This window comes from Bifidobacterium sp. LH_413 (genome assembly GCF_056357015.1).
On record NZ_JBKEVK010000004.1, the window covers coordinates 98,094 to 114,749 of the forward strand.

Here is a 16,656-nt window from a genome sequence, read left to right on the forward strand (position 1 = left end):
CGCCACTCAGTGGTTGCGGATGGCGTTGCGCAGGGGCAGGACGCTGGTGGGCGAGACGGACAGTTCGTCGAGTCCTATTTCAAGGAACGTGTCGGTCAGGCTCAGGTCCGCGCCGAGTTCGCCGCAGATGCCGCACCAGATGTCATGGCGATGGGCGGCCTCGGTGGCCATGCGGATCATGCGCAGCACTGCGGGCGAGTGCGGGTCTGCGAAGCGTCCGAGGTTCGGGTTCTGCCGGTCGCAGGCCAGCGTGTACTGGGTCAGGTCGTTGGTGCCGATGGAGAAGAAGTCGACTTCGGCGGCCAGTTCGTCGGCCATGATGACCGAGGCGGGCGTCTCGATCATGATGCCGACCTGGATGTGTTCGTTGAAGTCGATGTGCCCGCCGCGCAGCTCGCTCTTGACCTCGTCGAGGATCTTCTTGGCGTCGCGCACCTCCTGGACCGAGGTGATCATGGGCAGCATGATGGCGATGTTGCCGTACACGGAGGCGCGCAGCAGGGCGCGCAATTGCACCTTGAAGATCTCCGGACGGGTCAGGCAGATGCGGATGGCGCGGTAGCCGAGGGCGGGGTTGTCCTCGTGCTCTAGGTTGAAGTAGCCGACCTGCTTGTCCGCGCCGATGTCGAGCGTGCGGATGACGACCAAACGGTCGCCCATCTTCTGCGCGACTTCCTTGTAGGCTTCGAACTGGAATTCCTCGGTCGGGTAGTCCTCGCTCTCCAGGTACAGGAACTCGCTGCGGAACAGGCCGATACCCTCGGCGTCGTTGGCCAGTACGGCGGTCCCGTCCGAGGGGCGGCCGATGTTGGCGTACAGGCGCACCTGCTGGCCGGACTTGGTCTCGGTGGGCTTGCCCTTGAGCTCCTGCAGCAGGCGCAGGTGTTCCTCGTACTTGGCCTTCTTGCCTTGGTATTCGGCCAGCGTGGCCTCGTCCGGGTCGACGAACGCCAAGCCGCTGGTGCCGTCGATCACGGCGGTGTGGCCGTCGTCGTCCGGGTCGAAGGCGTCGCCGATGCCGATGATGGCGGGCAGGCCCATCGTGCGGGCCAGGATCGCGGTGTGCGAGTTCGCGGAGCCTTTGGCGGTCACGAATCCCAGCACCTTGGCGCGGTCGAGCTGCACGGTTTCGCTGGGGGCCAGGTCCTCGGCGAGGATGATGTGGCTGTCGCCGTCGCCGTCCTGCGCTCCGCCGCCGCGTTTGCCTTCGAGTACGTTGATCACGCGGCGGGAGACGTCCTTGACGTCGGCGGCGCGCGCCTGCATGTAGGAGTTGTCCATTGCTGCGAACATGGCGGCGAACTGTTCGGCGGTGCTGTTGACCGCGAACTCGGCGTTCACTTTGCTCGATGTGATCAGGTCCTCGATGCTTTCCACGTAGTCCGGGTCCTGGAGCATGAGCTGGTGGGTGTCGAACAGTTCGGCCTTGCCTTCGCCGAATTCGGCGGCGGTCCTGTCGCGCAGCTGCTTGAGCTGGTTGACGGCCGTATCACGGGCCGCACGGAAGCGTTCCACCTCGGCCTTCGGGTCGTCGACCACGCGGCGTTCCACGGCGTGGTCGGCGGTGTCGAGCACGCGGATCGCGCCGATGGCGATGCCGGCGGAGACCCCAACGCCTTGTATCGTTCTCATCACAGGTTCTCCTTGAGGAACTGCTCGAATTCGGCGGCGGCCTTGACCTCGTCGTTGCCCTGCACCTTGACGGTGACCTCGTCGCCCTGCTTGACGCCGAGTCCCATGACGCCGAAGATGCGTTTGGCGTCCACGGATTTTCCGTCGCGGGTGACGATGATGCTCGACTGGTATTCCTGGGCCTTGGCGACCAGCAGGCCTGCGGGGCGGGCGTGCATGCCCTCGGGGTCGGATACGGTGAACGTGAATTCCTGAGACATGATGATTCCTTTATGCGTTTGATGTGTTGCGCTTGAAGCGCCTTGTATACGTGCTGTGGTTTACAGCTGTTCGCCGTTGGTGGCGATGACCTTCTGGTACCAGCCGAAGGATTTCTTGCGGCGGCGTTCGAAGGTGCCGTGTCCTTCGTCGTCGGCGTCGACGTAGATCAGCCCGTAGCGTTTCTTGAATTCGCCGGTGCCGAAGCTGACCACGTCGATGCAGCCCCACACGGTGTAGCCCATGACCTCCACGCCGTCGAGGTCGATGGCCTTGCCGACCTGTTCGATGTGGGCGCGCAGGTAGTCGATGCGGTCGTCGTCGTCGATGGTGCCGTCCGGGTTGACGGTGTCGTATGCGCCGTAGCCGTTCTCCACGATGAAGATCGGCTTGCGGTAGCGTTCGTACAGGACGCTCAGCGCGTAGCGCAGGCCGACGGGGTCGATCTGCCAGCCCCATTTGGTGGCGGGGATGTACGTGTTGCGCACCACGCCGGCGATGCCGGAGTCGAAGTCGCCGGGGGTGGAGTCGTCGGCGGACAGGGCCATCGACATGTAGTAGCTGATGGAGATGAAGTCGACCGTGCCCTCGGCGATGGCCTCCTCGTCTCCCGGCTCCATGTGAGGGGTGATGTCCTCGCGGGCCCACATGTTCCTTGCGTAGTTCGGGTATTCGCCGTTGACGTACACGTCGCCGAACACGAGCCGGTCGCGCATGGCGACTTCGGCGCGCATCACGTCGTCGGGGTTGCAGGTGGCCGGGTAGATCGGCACGATGGCCAGCATGCAGCCGATCCGGAAGTCGGGGTTGATCTCGTGGCCGCGCTTGACGACCAGGGCGCTGGCGACGAACTCGTTGTGCACGGCCTGCCAGACCTTGCGTTTGCGGTCGTGGATCGTGTCCGTCCCGGAGAAGCGGATGCCGGAGTCGGTGTAGGCGAAGATCGGGTTGTCGAGGTTCATCTGGTTGTTGACCTCGTTGAAGGTCAGCCAGTACTTCACCTTGGTCCTGTAGCGTTCCATGACGGTGAGCGCGAACTTGACGAACAGGTCGATGAGCCTGCGGTCGGTGAATCCTCCGTATTTGAGGCTCAGGTTGAGCGGCATCTCGAAGTGGGAGAGCGTCACGACCGGTTCCATGCCCTTGGCCTTGAGGTCGTCGAACAGGTCGTCGTAGAACCTCAGACCCGCCTCGTTGGGTTCGTCCTCCTCGCCGTTAGGGAAGATGCGCGACCAGGCGATGGAGGTGCGGAAGCATTTGAAGCCCATCTCCTGGAACAACGAGTCGTCGCCGCGGAAGCGGTGGTAGTAGTCGTTGCCCCAGTGGTTCGGGTAGATCTTGCCGGTCTCGACGCTATCGGTGATTTGTCGGGGCACGCCGTGCGCGCCCGCGGTCATCACGTCGGCGATGGACACGCCCTTGCCGTCTTCGTTCCATGCACCTTCGAGCTGGTGGGCGGCCACTGCGCCGCCCCACAGAAAGTTGCTTGGGAAACCCATGTTGTGTTCCTTTTCCTGATAGGTCCTGTGGGTCAGTTGATCTTCTTGTACAGCGCGATGAGCTCGTTGACCAGCAGTTTGACGGTCTCCGCGGCCATCATCTGGTCCTCGACGTGCGTCATGAGCAGGCTGACCTCGATCTTCTCGCCGGACGCCTCGCGCTGCACGAGGTTGGTGTGCAGGTCGTGGCCGGTCGCGAAGCTCTGGTCGCCGCTCTTGATGAGCTCGTCGGCCTTGTCGTATTTGCCGGCCTTGGCCGCCTGCAACGCCTCGATGTAGTCGGATTTGGCGCTTCCCGCGGCTGTGATCATCTGGAAGCAGAGGGTCTCCCAGTCGAAGTCCTTGTTGTCTTCTGCCATTGTTACCACCCTTGGTTCGTTCGTTTGGTTGTCGGTTGTCTGTCTGTTGGTGTCGGGTTACTTGGCGTCGGCGATGGCGATGGCGTGTTCGAGCACCTTGTCGCCGCGCACCATGCCGTAGTCCTGCGGGTTGATGGCCTCGACCGGCTTGCCGGGCAGCAGCTTCTTGACGTGGTCGAGCTCGTAGCGTACCTGCGGTCCGAGCAGCACGGCGTCGGCGTTCGCGGCCTTCTCCTCGACCTCGGAGATCGGGTAGGCGTCGATTTCGGCCTCGATGCCCTTGGCCTCGGCGGCGGCGCGCATCTTCTTGACCAGCATGCTGGTGGACATTCCGGCGTTGCAGCACAGTACGATCTTCATGGTGTTTTCCTTTCAGTGGGCCCCATACCGATCGTGGGGCGGTTGGTTGTTATGGGTGTATTGAGTGTTGATTAAGGAGGGGGCCCGGCAAGGGTGGTTGCTCGTACCGGGCTCCCATGTCATCCGACCATTGCCGATCGGAAGAGTCGGGCCGTTCGATGCGGCGTCTCAGGCCTTGGCCGCGGCGGCGGCCGTCTCGATGTCGGCGTCGTTGGCGGCCTGTTCGGCGACCCATGCCTGGTCCTGCTTCTTGACGAACGGCAGGTAGACGACCACGGAGATCACGAGGATGATGAGCTGGATGAGCGCGGCCTTCCAGCCGCCCAGCAGGAAGCCGGAGATGATCACCGGGGTGGTCCACGGCACCTGGACGGCGCCGAACGGGGGCAGGAAGCCGATGTACATCGCGCCGTAGGTGATGATCATGGCGATTAGCGGGACGACGATGAACGGGATCAGGAAGAACGGGTTGAACACGATCGGCAGGCCGAAGATGACCGGCTCGTTGATGTTGAACAGGCCGGGCACGACGGACAGCTTCGACATTTCCTTCATCTGGCTGGACTTGGCCACGATCAGGCCGGCGATGAGCAGGCCGAGGGTGATGCCGGTGCCGCCGAACTTGACGAAGCAGTCGACGATCTGCGGGGTGAGGATGTGGCCGCCGTCGGCGGTGGTCACGGCCTTGCCGGCATCCATGAGGGCCTGGTTGGCCACGGAGTTGGCGGTCAGCAGCGGGGCCATGATGCCCATGACGACGTTCGGGCCGTGGATGCCGCACCAGAAGAGGATGGAGATGAGCAGGGTGATGATGATCGCGCCGGCCCAGTTGTCGGTGAGATTCTGCATCGGGGTCTGCAGGATCTTGAAGATGAGTTCGGTGAAGCTCACGCCGCCGAACAGCTGACACAGATGGTAGATGACGGCGGAGCCGAGCACCACGAAGAAGCCGGGGATCATGGCGGAGAACGCGTTGGACACGCCTTCGGGCACGGAGTCGGGCAGTTTGATCTTGAGGTTGTGCTTCATGCACTTGACGAACACCAGGCCGGACAGCAGGCCGACGATGATGGCGGTGATCACGCCGTTGCCGCCGGTCCATGAGGTGGAGATCGCGCCGGACACGGAGGCGGTGGTGCCCTCCTTGATTGCGTCGACGGTGCTGTGGTCGATGCTCACCGAGGACGGCGAGAGGATGAAGAAGGCGACCAAGGCTAGCAGACCGGAGGAGATGCCGTCTTCCTTCTCGTTGCGCGCGTAGGCGTAGCCGATGCCGACCGCGATGATGACGGCCAGGATATTGAATGTTCCGGCGGACACCTGGCTCAGGCCGATGTTCCACTTGTCGGTCAGCAGGTGGTTCATGAAGTCCGTGTAGCCCTCGAACGGCAGGTTCGCGAGCAGCAGGAACAGCGAACCCACCAAGGTGGCCGGCATCGTGAGCACGAAGCCGTCCTTCAGAGCAGTGACCGCCTTGGTCGTCGCGAATTTCATGAAGCCGTTGAGCAGTTTGTTGCCGAACTCCTTCATTCTCGTCCTCCTTTGGACTGGTTGACGTCCCCGGGCCGGTGTCCTTGTCGCCGGTCCGATTCCTCTTGTTCAGTATCAAGTCATTCGGATGAATAGGCGTAATCCGAATGACTTGACTACAATATACGAGTTTCATTCGGCTGTGTCAAATTCATTCGAATGATTTTTGGATACGGCGTGTCGCCCCCCCCCCCCCCCCCCCCCCCCCCCCCCCCCCCCCCCGAGGGAATACCGTGAAGCGGCGCCTCCCCCACCAGCGACGCCGCCTCACGCATATAAGGGACTACTTCAGGTCGGCGAAATTAAAAAACGTGGCCTTCTTATAGTGGTAGTAGACCGTGCCGGCGTTGAACATGCGGCCGCTGGCCAGATAGGCGTCGTCCTCGACCACCAGGGCGGGATCCCCCGCCGACAGGCCAAGAAGGTCGGCCCGACCATGATCCAGCTCTCGCGCGCATATCAGCTTGTCTGCAAATCCCGTACTCAGCCCCAGATCCTCGCGAATGTACGCGTAAATGGAGCCACTGGCGATCTCCTCGCTGAGATACGGCACGAACTCCTTGAGATACAGGGCGTACTCGATGGCGAACGGTTCGTCATCCAACAGACGCAGGCGCGAGACGCTATAGACTTTGGCGTCGACGGCGCACTTGAGGCGCGCGGAATCCGCGCCCGCCTCGCGCTGCTCCAGCTTGATCAGCTTGGAGGACACGGAATGGCCGGGAAACTCCGAAGTCATGCCTCTCGTGCCGTTGATATTGAGGCAGCCCTCACGCCTGTTCTCCCGGACGAACATGCCGCTGCCCTGCACCGGATACACATCACCAAGCTCGACCAACATGGCAATGGCGTTACGCACGCAGTACCGGGTCGCGCCGAACCGCTCCATGAGCTCGGGCTCGGTGGGCAGCTTTCCCGTGTCGCGGTATTTGCCCTTGTCGATCTCCACCTTGAGAATCTTCGCCAGTTCACGGTATTTCATACACCCTCCAAAATCACATCATTCAGCCGCGCCACATCGCCGCAGCACACATAATCCATATTATCGCATGACTCATATTCATTCGAATTACAGACACACCATCACCCACAATTGCATGATTCATTCGAATGAATTATTCTTAGGAAACACCATCTACAGTTCAGACGCTGATGTCGGCATTCCATAGGAGAACACGCGCATGAGCATATCCAAACTAGTATTTATTGATATCGACGGCACACTGCTGGACAGCAGCCACCGCATTCCCGAATCGGCTCGCGAGCAGTGCCGCCGAGCGCAGCAGGCCGGGCACCGGCTGTTCATCTGTTCGGGCCGTGCGGCGCTGGACATCGATCCACCGGTGCTCGAACTTGGGTTCGACGGCATCGTATCCGACGGCGGCGCATGCGCCGAGCTCGACGGTGAGACCATCATCGACGAGCGCATGCCCGCTGAATCCGTCCGCATGGCGACCTCGTTCTTCACCGCGCACGCCATGCCGTATGCCTGGCACTGCCCCGACGGCATGCACGCCACCGAACGCTACCTGCACCGGCTCGGCATCTGGCGAAAACTGCTGCGGCATCCGCAGATGCGCGACTCCTGGCACACCATCACCAACCATTCTGCCCCTCTACCTCCAGTCCGCAAAGGAACGTTCTACGTCCCCGAGAACGGCAGTCTTACCGTGGAAGACGTGCGTCGCGAGCTCGCTGACTACGCGACCATTATCCACGGATCAATCAACGCTTCCAGCGACGACAACGGCGAGATCCTTATCCCCGGAGTAGACAAGGGCACGGCGCTCATGAAAGTCTCTCAACGGCTCGGAGTTCCACTGTCCGACACGATCGCCATCGGCGACAGCGACAACGACCTTGAGATGATACAGACTGCCGGCATCGGCGTGGCGATGGGCAACGGCACCGAAGCCGTCAAATCAGTCGCCGACATGATTGCGCCAAACGTCGACGACAACGGTCTCGCGGCAGTACTGCACCGGCTGCTCCGTTAACATGCCACCCCGCCTCAGAAGAGAATGCTCCAGACGGGGCTGTTCGACACACTCTCCTTCATCGGCGTGGGAACACGGCCCCGAGCCATGCGCTCCGTCTTCGCTTCCTGCGCCGTGTCCCGTGCCGCTCCCGGGCCGCCACCCAACAGCCGCATGATTCCAACGCAATCGCAACATCGCCTATCGTCGGAAATACAAAACCCGGCCCACGATATTTCGTGAAGCCGGGTGATGAAGTGCCCCCGGCGGGACTCGAACCCGCAAGCCGAAGCGATCGATTTTAAGTCGACTGCGTCTACCGATTTCGCCACGGGGGCCTGTGGTCGGCGGGAGCCGACCGTGTCATTGTACTATGCGGCGCGTCCGTATGCCGGCGTGCGCCGCATAATCGTGTCTGGTCGCGTCACGCGGCGAGCAGGCGCCGTCCGTAGTCGAGGACGATGCCGTCGAGCAGCCCGTGCTCGCTCGCCACGTACGAGTCGATGGCCTCGCCGTGGTCGAGCCGCGCGGCCTCGCTCACCTTGGCGAGCACGCGGTTCCAGACGACGGCGCCGCCGCCCACCACGTCGATGCGTCCGGGATGGATCGTCTTGTAGGCGCGGCGCTGTTCGCGCGTCATCCTGAGGAACAGGTCGTCGATGCTTGTCGCGTCGGCGATGGACAGGCGGTGGCCGTCGACGATGGAGTGGTCGTATTCCTTCAGTCCGATGGCGAGCGCGGTCATCGTGGTCACGGTGCCGGACACGCCGATGATGGTGCGCGCCTTGCCGGCGGGCACGGTACGGAACGCCTCGTCGATATGCGCGTCGATGTCCTCGACGGCCTCGGCGATCTCCTCCTCGGTGGGCGGATCGGTCTTGAGATGCCGTTCGGTCATGCGCACCGATCCGATGTTCATCGAATACGCGGCCTGCACCTGCGTGGCGGGCGCGGTCTCGCCGTCGCCGCCGATGACGAGTTCGGTGGAGCCGCCGCCCAGGTCGACGACCAGATAGGGCGGTTTGAGGTCGCCGCGGTCGACGACCGACGTGGCGCCGAGGAAGCTCAGGTCGGCCTCCTCCGTGCCGGGGATGACCTCGGGGCGCACGCCGAGGATCGACTCGATGCCGTCCTCGAACTCCTCGCGGTTCCCGGCGTCGCGCGTGGCGGAGGTGGCGACGAAGCGGATGCCGTCGACCGGATGCTCGGCGAGGATGCCGGCGAACTCGTGCGCCGCCGCGTAGGCGCGTTCCAGCGCCTCGTCGGCGAACCGGTGCGTCTTGTCGACGTCCTGGCCGAGCCGGATGACGCGCAGCTGGCGCGGCACGATCTCGGTCATGCCGTGCTCGTCGACGCGCGCGATCTTCAGTCGGATGGAATTGGTGCCGCAGTCGATTCCCGCGACGGTCACCGCCTTGCCCATGATGGTTCCTTTCCTTGGCATTGAACGCCTGTCTCCTTTGGCTCCCCTTGCCAGGGGAGCTGTCCGCGAAGCGGACTGAGGGGTAGTCCGCCTTGTCAGTCCAGCACGCTGCACCGGCACACGGCCGGGTCGAACTCGTCTTTCACGCGGTCGAGCACCATGTCGCCGATCGGGTTGGCGCCGCGGCCCATGACGAGCGACTGCGCGATCAGCGCGTGCAGGCACTTGACGCGCACGGGCATGCCGCCGGCCGACGTGCCTTCGATATGCTCCTCGGTGTCGCCGAGCTTGACGGCGATCTCGTGGCGGAACGCGAGATACAGCTCGTGTGCGCGCGCGTAGGCGGCCTTCACGTCCTCGTCCTCGGCGACGAGACGGCTGTACTCCTGCATCACGCCGTCGGCCTCCACATGCGAGGCGGCCTTGAGGGCCTCCGGACTGGTGAGATAGCAGGTGGTGGGGAACGGTACGCCGCCGGGCAGCAGCGGACGGGTGACGACGGCGAGCGGACGGCCGCACACGCAGCGCGCGCCGACGGCGGCCATGCCGCGCGGGTAGCGTCCGAGCTGGTGCTCGACGGTGGCGATGTCGGCTTCGGTGGCCGGATGGTCGAGGATCTGGTCGGCCAGTGCGGTCGGGTCGATGGTGGTGGTCACTGTTGGTCCTTCTTGGTCGTGGTCGTGTCCGTCGAGGCGGAGCCGGAATCCTGCCGGTTCTTCTGCGTTCCGGTCTTCCCCTGCGTGCCCGTGGAGTTCTTGGACACCGGTTCGTCGGCCTTCTTGAACGCGTACGAGAGCTCACTGTACCAAGGCAGTTGCTTCGACGTGTCCGTCTCGGCGTCGGTCTTCGTCCCGCCGCCGCTGCCGTCGCCGGTCACCGCCTGCGGGTTCTGCACGCGCACCGCGGTCTCGCCGGGGAAGACGAAGCCGAGGCGTTCGCGCGCCTGCGCGGCCACGTAGTTCTTGTCGTTCCAGCGGGAGATGTCGTTCTCCAGCTCCTGCTTCTGGGCGACGAGCGCCGCCTCCTCGCGTTTGAGGCTGTTCAGGTGGGCGAGGTCGGCCGCGTACGTGTTGAACGTGGAGACGAGCTGGATGGTGCCGACCGCGATGATGAACAGGGAGACGAAGAAGGCGATCGGGCCGGAGTTGCCGGAACGGCGGTTCTTCTTCGCCTTCGCGGCGGACTTGGCGTCCCCCGCGCGTGGTGTCCGGTTCCGTGTGGTCATGGGCAACAAAATACCCGTCGCGTTCGACGGAACGCGACGGGCATTCGTTGCTGCGCTATGGTCGCCCCGTATGGGGCGACGCCTCAGCACGCCGGCGAAGCGGCATCAACTCACTTGTTGATGTACTTCTTGCAGGCCTTGAAGGCGCTGTAGCCGGCGTACTTCGCGGTGGAGCCGAGCTCCTCCTCGATCTCGAGCAGGCGGTTGTACTTGGCGACGCGCTCGCCACGGGCCGGGGCACCGGTCTTGATCTGGCGGGTGTTCTTGGCGACGGCCAGGTCGGAGATGGTGGTGTCCGGGGTCTCGCCGGAACGGTGGGAGACCATGGAGGTGTAGCCGTTGGCGGTGGCCAGCTCGATGGCGTCGAGGGTCTCGGTCACGGTGCCGATCTGGTTCAGCTTGACCAGCAGGGAGTTGGCGGCGCCGAGCTCGATGGCCTTGGCCAGACGGGCCGGGTTGGTCACGAGCAGGTCGTCACCGACGAACTGCAGGCGATCGCCGAGCAGCTTGGTGATGGCGGTCCAGTCTTCCCAGCCCTCCTCGTTGAACGGATCCTCGATGGAGACGATCGGGTACTCCTCGATGAGCTGCTCGTAGAAGTCGAGCATGTACTGGGAGTCGCGCTCGTCGCCCTCGAAGTGGTACTTGCCGGTCTCCTTGTTGTAGAACTCGGAGGAGGCGACGTCGAGGGAGATGCCGATCTGCTTGCCCGGCTCGTAGCCGGCGGCGGAGATGGCGTCCATGATGTAGTTGAGGGAGTCCTTGTTGGACTTCATCTTCGGAGCGAAGCCGCCCTCGTCGCCGAGGCCCGTGTTCAGGCCTTCCTTCTTGAGGACGTTCTTCAGGGTGTGGTAGACCTCGACACCGGCCTGCAGGGCCTCGGAGTAGGTGTCGAAGCCGTACGGGGAGATCATGTACTCCTGGATGTCGGTGGCGAAGTCCGCGTGGGCGCCGCCGTTCATGATGTTCATGTTCGGCACCGGCAGGATGTGGCCGTTGGTGCCGCCGATGTAGCGGTACAGCGGCTCGTCGGCGGACTCGGCGGCGGCGTACAGGGCGGCCAGGGAGACGCCGAGGATGGCGTTGGCGCCCAGACGGCCCTTGTTCGGGGTGCCGTCGAGCTCGATCATCAGGTCGTCGAGGGCGCGCTGGTCGGAGGCATCCATGCCGATGACCTTCGGAGCGATCTCCTCGTTGACGGCCTTGACCGCGTTCAGAACGCCCTTGCCGCCGTAGACGGACTTGTCGCCGTCGCGACGCTCCCAAGCCTCGGCCTCACCGGTGGAGGCACCGGACGGGACCAGACCCAGACCGCGGGCGCCGTCCTCGGTGTCCAGAACGACCTGGACGGTCGGGTTGCCGCGGGAATCGAGAATCTGACGCGCGTAGACGCTTTCAATTGCTGCCACAACTACTCCTTTAACGTTAGGTTGTGATGACATCGTCAAGAATAGTGTGATTGATGGACTACGCGCAAGGGTTGCGCATTGCGTGTTGTGAGCGTTCACATCCCACTGTTCACCGATATTTCAACGTTGTTTCACGCCCCGTTCGACTCCCGTCGACGTTCCACGGTCCGGACAGGCACCACATCCGCCGACTAGACTGGGCCCGCATGAACGACATGCACATCCGCCGCGCCGAGAAGCGCGACATCCCCGAACTCCACCGCCTGCTGCGGCAGGTGGCGGACGTCCATCACGCCGGCCGCCCCGACCTGTTCAAGGCGGACGCGACGAAATACACCGACGACGAACTCGCGGGAATCCTCGCCGACGACGAACGCCCGGTCTTCGGCGCGTTCTCGGACGCGGACGACGCGACGCTCTACGGCTACGCGTTCTGCGTGTTCGAGCGGCATCCGGGCAACCACGTGCTCACCGACGTGACGACGCTCTACATCGACGACATCTGCGTCGACGAGGCGGCGCGCGGGCGGCACGTGGGTACCGCCGTCTACCGGCACGTGCTCGATTTCGCCCGCGGCGCCGGCTGCTACAACGTGACGCTCAACGTGTGGTCGTGCAATCCCGGCGCGCAGGCGTTCTACGAGCGAATGGGCCTCAAGCCCTACAAGATCGGCATGGAGACGATCCTGTAGGGCCTTGCAGGGTCCGCGCCCCGCCCCGCTCCCCCGCCGCTCGGCTACCGGCGTTTGCCCGGCACGTAGGCCAGGTCGTTGAGCAGGTCGGACACCCAGTCCATCACCTGCTCGCCGGGCATCGGCCCCTTGCCGAGGGAGCCGCCGAACGGCGTGGGGATGATCATCTGGTGCGTGACCGGCCGGTACTGGAACCCCTTGTAGATGCGCGACATGCGCATGAGCATCGACTCGGGCGGGTCGACGCGGCCGACGCGCAGACGGTTCGACTGGGCGAGGATCTCGGAGATGCCAAGCTTCCTGGCCCTGAACTTGAGGCGCGCCACGCCGAACAGCATCTCGAACTCCTCCGGCAGCGGGCCGTAGCGGTCGGCGAGCTCCTCGGCGAGGTCCTTGAGGTCGTTCTCGTCGCGGGCGGCGGCGAGCTTGCGGTACGCCTCGAGGCGCAGCTTGTCCGAGTCGATGTAGTCCACCGGGATCGACGCCTCGACCGGCAGGTCGATCGACACGTTCGCCGGTTCGGCGGCCTTGTCCGGCTCCTTGTACTTCTCGACGGCCTCGGAGACCATGCGCACGTACAGGTCGAAGCCGACGCCCTCGATGTGGCCGGACTGCTGGTCGCCGAGCAGGTTGCCGGTGCCCCTGAGCTCCAGGTCCTTCATCGCCACGTCGAAGCCGGAGCCCAACGCCGTGTTCTGCGCGATCGTCGCGAGCCTGTCGTGCGACTGCTGGGTCATCGGCTTGGACGGATCGTACAGGAAGTACGCGTACGCGCGTTCTCGGCCGCGGCCGACGCGTCCGCGCAGCTGGTGGAGCTGCGAGAGGCCGAAACGGTCCGCATGGTCGACGATCAGCGTGTTCGCGTTCGAGATATCGAGGCCCGTCTCGATGATCGTCGTGCACACGAGCACGTCGATGTCGCGGTGCCAGAAGTCGCGGATGATCTGGTCGAGCTGCTTCTCGCCCATCTTGCCGTGCGCGACGCCGACCTTCGCCTCCGGCACGAGCGTGTGGATCCTGTCGGCGATGTGCGCGATGTCCTCCACGCGGTTGTGCACGTAGAACACCTGTCCGCCGCGCAGCAGCTCGCGGCGCACCGCGGCCGTGACCTGCGCGTCCTCGTAGGCGCCCACGTAGGTGAGCACCGGCAGACGGTCCTCCGGCGGGGTGGCGAGCGTCGACATCTCGCGGATGCCGGTGACGGCCATCTCCAGCGTGCGCGGGATCGGCGTCGCGGAGAGGGACAGGACATCCACGTTGGTGCGCAGGGCCTTGAGCGTCTCCTTGTGTTCGACGCCGAAACGCTGCTCCTCGTCGATGATGACGAGGCCCAGGTCCTTGAACCTGATCTTCGGGTTGAGCAGCTTGTGCGTGCCGATGACCACGTCCACGGTGCCGGCCGCCAGCCCCTCGATGGTCTCCTTGATCTCCTTGGGTTTCTGGAAGCGGCTCATCGCCGCCACGTTGACCGGAAAGCCCTCGTAGCGTTCGGTGAACGTCTCGTAGTGCTGCTGGACGAGCAGCGTGGTGGGCACGAGCACAGCCACCTGCTTGCCGTCCTGGATGGCCTTGAACGCGGCGCGCACCGCGATCTCGGTCTTGCCGAAGCCCACGTCGCCGCAGATGAGGCGGTCCATCGGACGCGGCTGTTCCATGTCGTGCTTGACCTCGTCGATGGTGGTGAGCTGGTCGGCGGTCTCCTGGTAGGGGAACGCGTCCTCCAGCTCCTTCTGCCACGGGGTGTCCGGGCTGAACGCGAAGCCGGGCGTGCGCTGGCGGGCCGAATACAGCTTCACCAGGTCGTCGGCGATCTCCTTGACGTGCTTGCGCGCCTTCGCCTTGGTGGCCGCCCAGTCGGAGCCGCCCAGCTTGTTGAGCTTGGGTGCCTCGGCACCGATGTATTTGCTCACCTGGTCGAGCTGGTCGGTGGGGATGAACAGCTTGTCCGGCGGGGCGCCCCGCTTGCTCGGCGCGTATTCGATGACGAGGTATTCGCGCGTGGTCCGGTTCGCGCCGGTGCCGATGGTGCGTTGGCGCATCTCGACGAACCGGCCGATGCCGTGCTGCTCGTGCACCACGTAGTCGCCGGCCTTGAGCTCCATGAGGTCGATGGCCTTGCGGCGGCGCTTCGGGGTCTTCGCCTGCGCCATCGCCGAGGTGCGGCCGGTCAGGTCGCGTTCGGTGAGCAGGGCGGTCTTCGCCTGCCTGTCGACGAAGCCGTCGACGGCCTGCGAGCGGATCGCGCCGAACCGCGTGATGCCGGTCGCGTTGACGGCTCGCTTGAGTCGTGCGAGCGTGCCCTTGGCCGCCGCGGTGATGGCGACGTCGAATCCGGCGTCGATGAGGCCTTCGATGCCGGCGGCGGCCTTCGACTCGTCGCCGCGGTACTCCCCCGGATTCGTCGCGTCGACCTGCACGCGCCCCGGGCGCGAACCGTCGACGGTGAAGCTGGTGAGACGGATCACGTCGTGCTTCGAGTTCTCGAGCGCGGATATCGCCTCGTCATAGTCGATGAAGCTCGCCTGGTCGAAGGTGATGGGCGCGCCGGCGCCGTGGCCGGACGCGGCGACATGCCAGCTGGCGGCGAGGAACTCGTTCGCCGTCTTGGCGAGGTCCTCGGCGGAGCGGCGCAGCTTCTCCGGGTCGCTCAGCAGGATGACGGCGTTCCCGGGCAGCAGGCCGGCGACCGGCTCCATGTCGTCGATGAGCGCCGGCATCAGCGATTCCATGCCTTCGACCGGGACGGCGTTCGCGATGGATTCGAGCATGTCGTCGGCGTTCGGGATGGAGCCGATCAGCGATTTCGCGCGGGCGCGCACCCGGTCGGTGAGCTGCAGCTCGCGGCATGGCGTCGCCCAGATGGTCGTAAGGCCGTCGCCGTAGGTGCGCTGGTCGGAGGCGTGGAACTCCCTGATGCCGTCGATCTCGTCGCCGAAGAACTCGATGCGCACCGGGTGGGGCGCGGTCGGCGGGAACACGTCGAGGATGCCGCCGCGTACCGCGAACTCGCCGCGGTCCATGACGAGCTCGACGCGCGTGTACGCGTTCTCGACGAGACGGTCAGCCGCCTCGTCGAGCGGCAGGTCCTCGCCCCGCGTGAACACGAGCGGTTCGACGTCGGCGAGGCCGGCGACGATCGGCTGGATGAGCGAGCGCACCGGCATGACGAGGATGCGGATGCGGCCGAACATCGGATCGGCGTCGCTCGGATGCTTCAGGCGACGGAACACGGCCATGCGGCTGGCGACCGTGTCGGCGCGGGGGCTGAGCCGCTCGTGCGGCAGCGTCTCCCACGCCTCCAATTGGGCGATGTCGTCCGGATTCCCGTCATACCAGGAGCGCAGCGCGCCGACGGTCTCCTCGGCCTCGCGCCCGGAGGCGACGACGAGCACGACCGGCTTGCCGGCCTTGCCTGTTGTGCCGTCTGTGCCGCCCACACCCTGTGCGATGGCGGCGGCGAGCGCCGGGCGCATGCCTTCGGGCATGCCGACGACGATTGCGTCGTCGACGCCCTCCGGCGGTTCGATGTCGCCGGACGCGACCTTGCGGAACGCGGGATCGCCGTCCGCGAGCCGTTCGAGCAGCCCGGCGAGCGAGCCGTCGACGAGGCCGAGTTCGGACGTGACGGACGCGGGCGTCTCCTTGGCGTCAGCGGCCATTGAACTTCTCCTGGGTCTTGGCGAGTCCCTTGAAGATGATGTCCTCGGCGGCGTCCGCGCCGTCCATGAGGAATTCGGGCAGCTGCTTGCGCTGGTCGGGGCCGAAGCCGCCGAGCACCCAGTTGATGGTGTTGTCGTGCGCGTTGGCACCGCGGCGGGCATGGCCGACGCCCATGCGCACGCGCGCGTACTTCGGCGTGCCCAGCGACTTGTCGATGGATTTGATGCCGTTGTGGCCGCCGGCGGAGCCGCCGGCCTTGACCTTGATGCGGCCGAAGTCGAGGTCCATGTCGTCGTGGATGACAATGACGTGGTCGGGCTGGATCTGGTAGTAGGAGCAGATCGAGGCGACCGCGTTGCCGGACTCGTTCATGTAGGTGAGCGGCTTGGCGAGGAAGAACTTGACGGCGCGGCCGTCGAGGTGCATCGCGCCCTTGCCGAGCATGGCGAGCCCCTTGTGGTCGGCGAAGTTGACCGACCAGCGTTCCGCGAGCACGTCGGCGGTCATGAAGCCCATGTTGTGCCGCGTGTCCTCATACTTCTTGCCCGGGTTGCCCAGTCCCGCGATCAGCCAGAAATCCGATGCCATATGCGTTGCTCCTTACTGCGCCTTACTCGTTTTCGACCGAACAGA

15 protein-coding genes and 1 tRNA gene are annotated in these 16,656 nt (G+C 64.8%); 2 read left to right on the forward strand and 14 right to left on the reverse strand.

The window, feature by feature from the left end:
• Positions 1-6: 6 nt before the first annotated feature.
• The 7 genes from ptsP to AC1AYN_RS07620 all read right to left on the reverse strand — a co-directional run bounded on the left by ptsP (position 7) and on the right by AC1AYN_RS07620 (position 6,620).
• Positions 7-1,632, reverse strand: coding sequence for a phosphoenolpyruvate--protein phosphotransferase (gene ptsP / locus AC1AYN_RS07590; RefSeq protein WP_476532790.1), 1,626 nt, complete (start codon positions 1,630-1,632; stop codon positions 7-9).
• Positions 1,632-1,892, reverse strand: a complete 261-nt coding sequence (locus tag AC1AYN_RS07595; protein ID WP_100513134.1) for an HPr family phosphocarrier protein — start codon at positions 1,890-1,892, stop codon at positions 1,632-1,634. Before AC1AYN_RS07595 ends, ptsP begins: the two co-directional genes overlap by 1 nt.
• A gap of 60 nt (positions 1,893-1,952) precedes the next feature.
• Positions 1,953-3,389 carry a 6-phospho-beta-glucosidase gene (locus AC1AYN_RS07600; RefSeq protein WP_476532791.1) on the reverse strand — a complete coding sequence of 479 codons (1,437 nt, stop codon included), beginning with the start codon at positions 3,387-3,389 and terminating at the stop codon, positions 1,953-1,955.
• 32 nt (positions 3,390-3,421) lie between these two features.
• Positions 3,422-3,748 carry a PTS sugar transporter subunit IIA gene (locus AC1AYN_RS07605; RefSeq protein WP_033889656.1) on the reverse strand — a complete coding sequence of 109 codons (327 nt, stop codon included), beginning with the start codon at positions 3,746-3,748 and terminating at the stop codon, positions 3,422-3,424.
• A 57-nt stretch (positions 3,749-3,805) separates the two neighbouring features.
• Positions 3,806-4,108, reverse strand: coding sequence for a PTS sugar transporter subunit IIB (locus AC1AYN_RS07610; RefSeq protein WP_034526368.1), 303 nt, complete (start codon positions 4,106-4,108; stop codon positions 3,806-3,808).
• Positions 4,109-4,276: 168 nt separating this feature from the next.
• Complete coding sequence (locus AC1AYN_RS07615) at positions 4,277-5,638, reverse strand: PTS sugar transporter subunit IIC (RefSeq protein ID WP_051922756.1); 1,362 nt, start codon at positions 5,636-5,638, stop codon at positions 4,277-4,279.
• Positions 5,639-5,921: 283 nt separating this feature from the next.
• A complete protein-coding gene (locus AC1AYN_RS07620; RefSeq protein WP_476532792.1) occupies positions 5,922-6,620 on the reverse strand; it encodes a GntR family transcriptional regulator in 699 nt (232 codons plus the stop codon).
• 199 nt (positions 6,621-6,819) lie between these two features.
• On the opposite strand from AC1AYN_RS07620, the gene AC1AYN_RS07625 reads away from it, so the two are divergent.
• Entirely contained in the window at positions 6,820-7,635 is an 816-nt protein-coding gene (locus AC1AYN_RS07625) for an HAD family hydrolase (RefSeq protein WP_476532793.1), read from the forward strand.
• Positions 7,636-7,872: 237 nt separating this feature from the next.
• On the opposite strand, the gene AC1AYN_RS07630 is transcribed toward AC1AYN_RS07625, so the two are convergent.
• From AC1AYN_RS07630 to eno, 5 genes are all read right to left on the reverse strand, one after another.
• A tRNA-Leu gene (locus tag AC1AYN_RS07630) sits at positions 7,873-7,952 on the reverse strand.
• Positions 7,953-8,038: 86 nt separating this feature from the next.
• Positions 8,039-9,037 carry a Ppx/GppA phosphatase family protein gene (locus AC1AYN_RS07635; protein WP_476532875.1) on the reverse strand — a complete coding sequence of 333 codons (999 nt, stop codon included), beginning with the start codon at positions 9,035-9,037 and terminating at the stop codon, positions 8,039-8,041.
• A 95-nt stretch (positions 9,038-9,132) separates the two neighbouring features.
• Entirely contained in the window at positions 9,133-9,693 is a 561-nt protein-coding gene (locus AC1AYN_RS07640) for a DUF501 domain-containing protein (protein WP_476532794.1), read from the reverse strand.
• The gene (locus tag AC1AYN_RS07645) at positions 9,690-10,262 is read right to left on the reverse strand and encodes an FtsB family cell division protein (RefSeq protein WP_476532795.1); all 573 of its coding nucleotides are present in this window, start codon (positions 10,260-10,262) and stop codon (positions 9,690-9,692) included. The genes AC1AYN_RS07640 and AC1AYN_RS07645 overlap by 4 nt, the downstream gene beginning before the upstream one ends.
• A gap of 110 nt (positions 10,263-10,372) precedes the next feature.
• The gene (gene eno, locus AC1AYN_RS07650; protein WP_034526353.1) at positions 10,373-11,671 is read right to left on the reverse strand and encodes a phosphopyruvate hydratase; all 1,299 of its coding nucleotides are present in this window, start codon (positions 11,669-11,671) and stop codon (positions 10,373-10,375) included.
• A gap of 206 nt (positions 11,672-11,877) precedes the next feature.
• Between eno and AC1AYN_RS07655 the strand changes: the two genes are divergently transcribed.
• Positions 11,878-12,363 carry an N-acetyltransferase family protein gene (locus tag AC1AYN_RS07655; protein ID WP_476502129.1) on the forward strand — a complete coding sequence of 162 codons (486 nt, stop codon included), beginning with the start codon at positions 11,878-11,880 and terminating at the stop codon, positions 12,361-12,363.
• Between the two features lie 44 nt (positions 12,364-12,407).
• Here AC1AYN_RS07655 and mfd read toward each other — a convergent pair whose 3' ends face one another.
• Both mfd and pth read right to left on the reverse strand, forming a co-directional pair.
• On the reverse strand, positions 12,408-16,022 hold the full coding sequence (gene mfd / locus AC1AYN_RS07660; protein ID WP_476532796.1) for a transcription-repair coupling factor: 3,615 nt from the start codon (positions 16,020-16,022) through the stop codon (positions 12,408-12,410).
• The gene (gene pth, locus AC1AYN_RS07665) at positions 16,012-16,611 is read right to left on the reverse strand and encodes an aminoacyl-tRNA hydrolase (RefSeq protein WP_476532797.1); all 600 of its coding nucleotides are present in this window, start codon (positions 16,609-16,611) and stop codon (positions 16,012-16,014) included. Before pth ends, mfd begins: the two co-directional genes overlap by 11 nt.
• Positions 16,612-16,656: the final 45 nt, after the last annotated feature.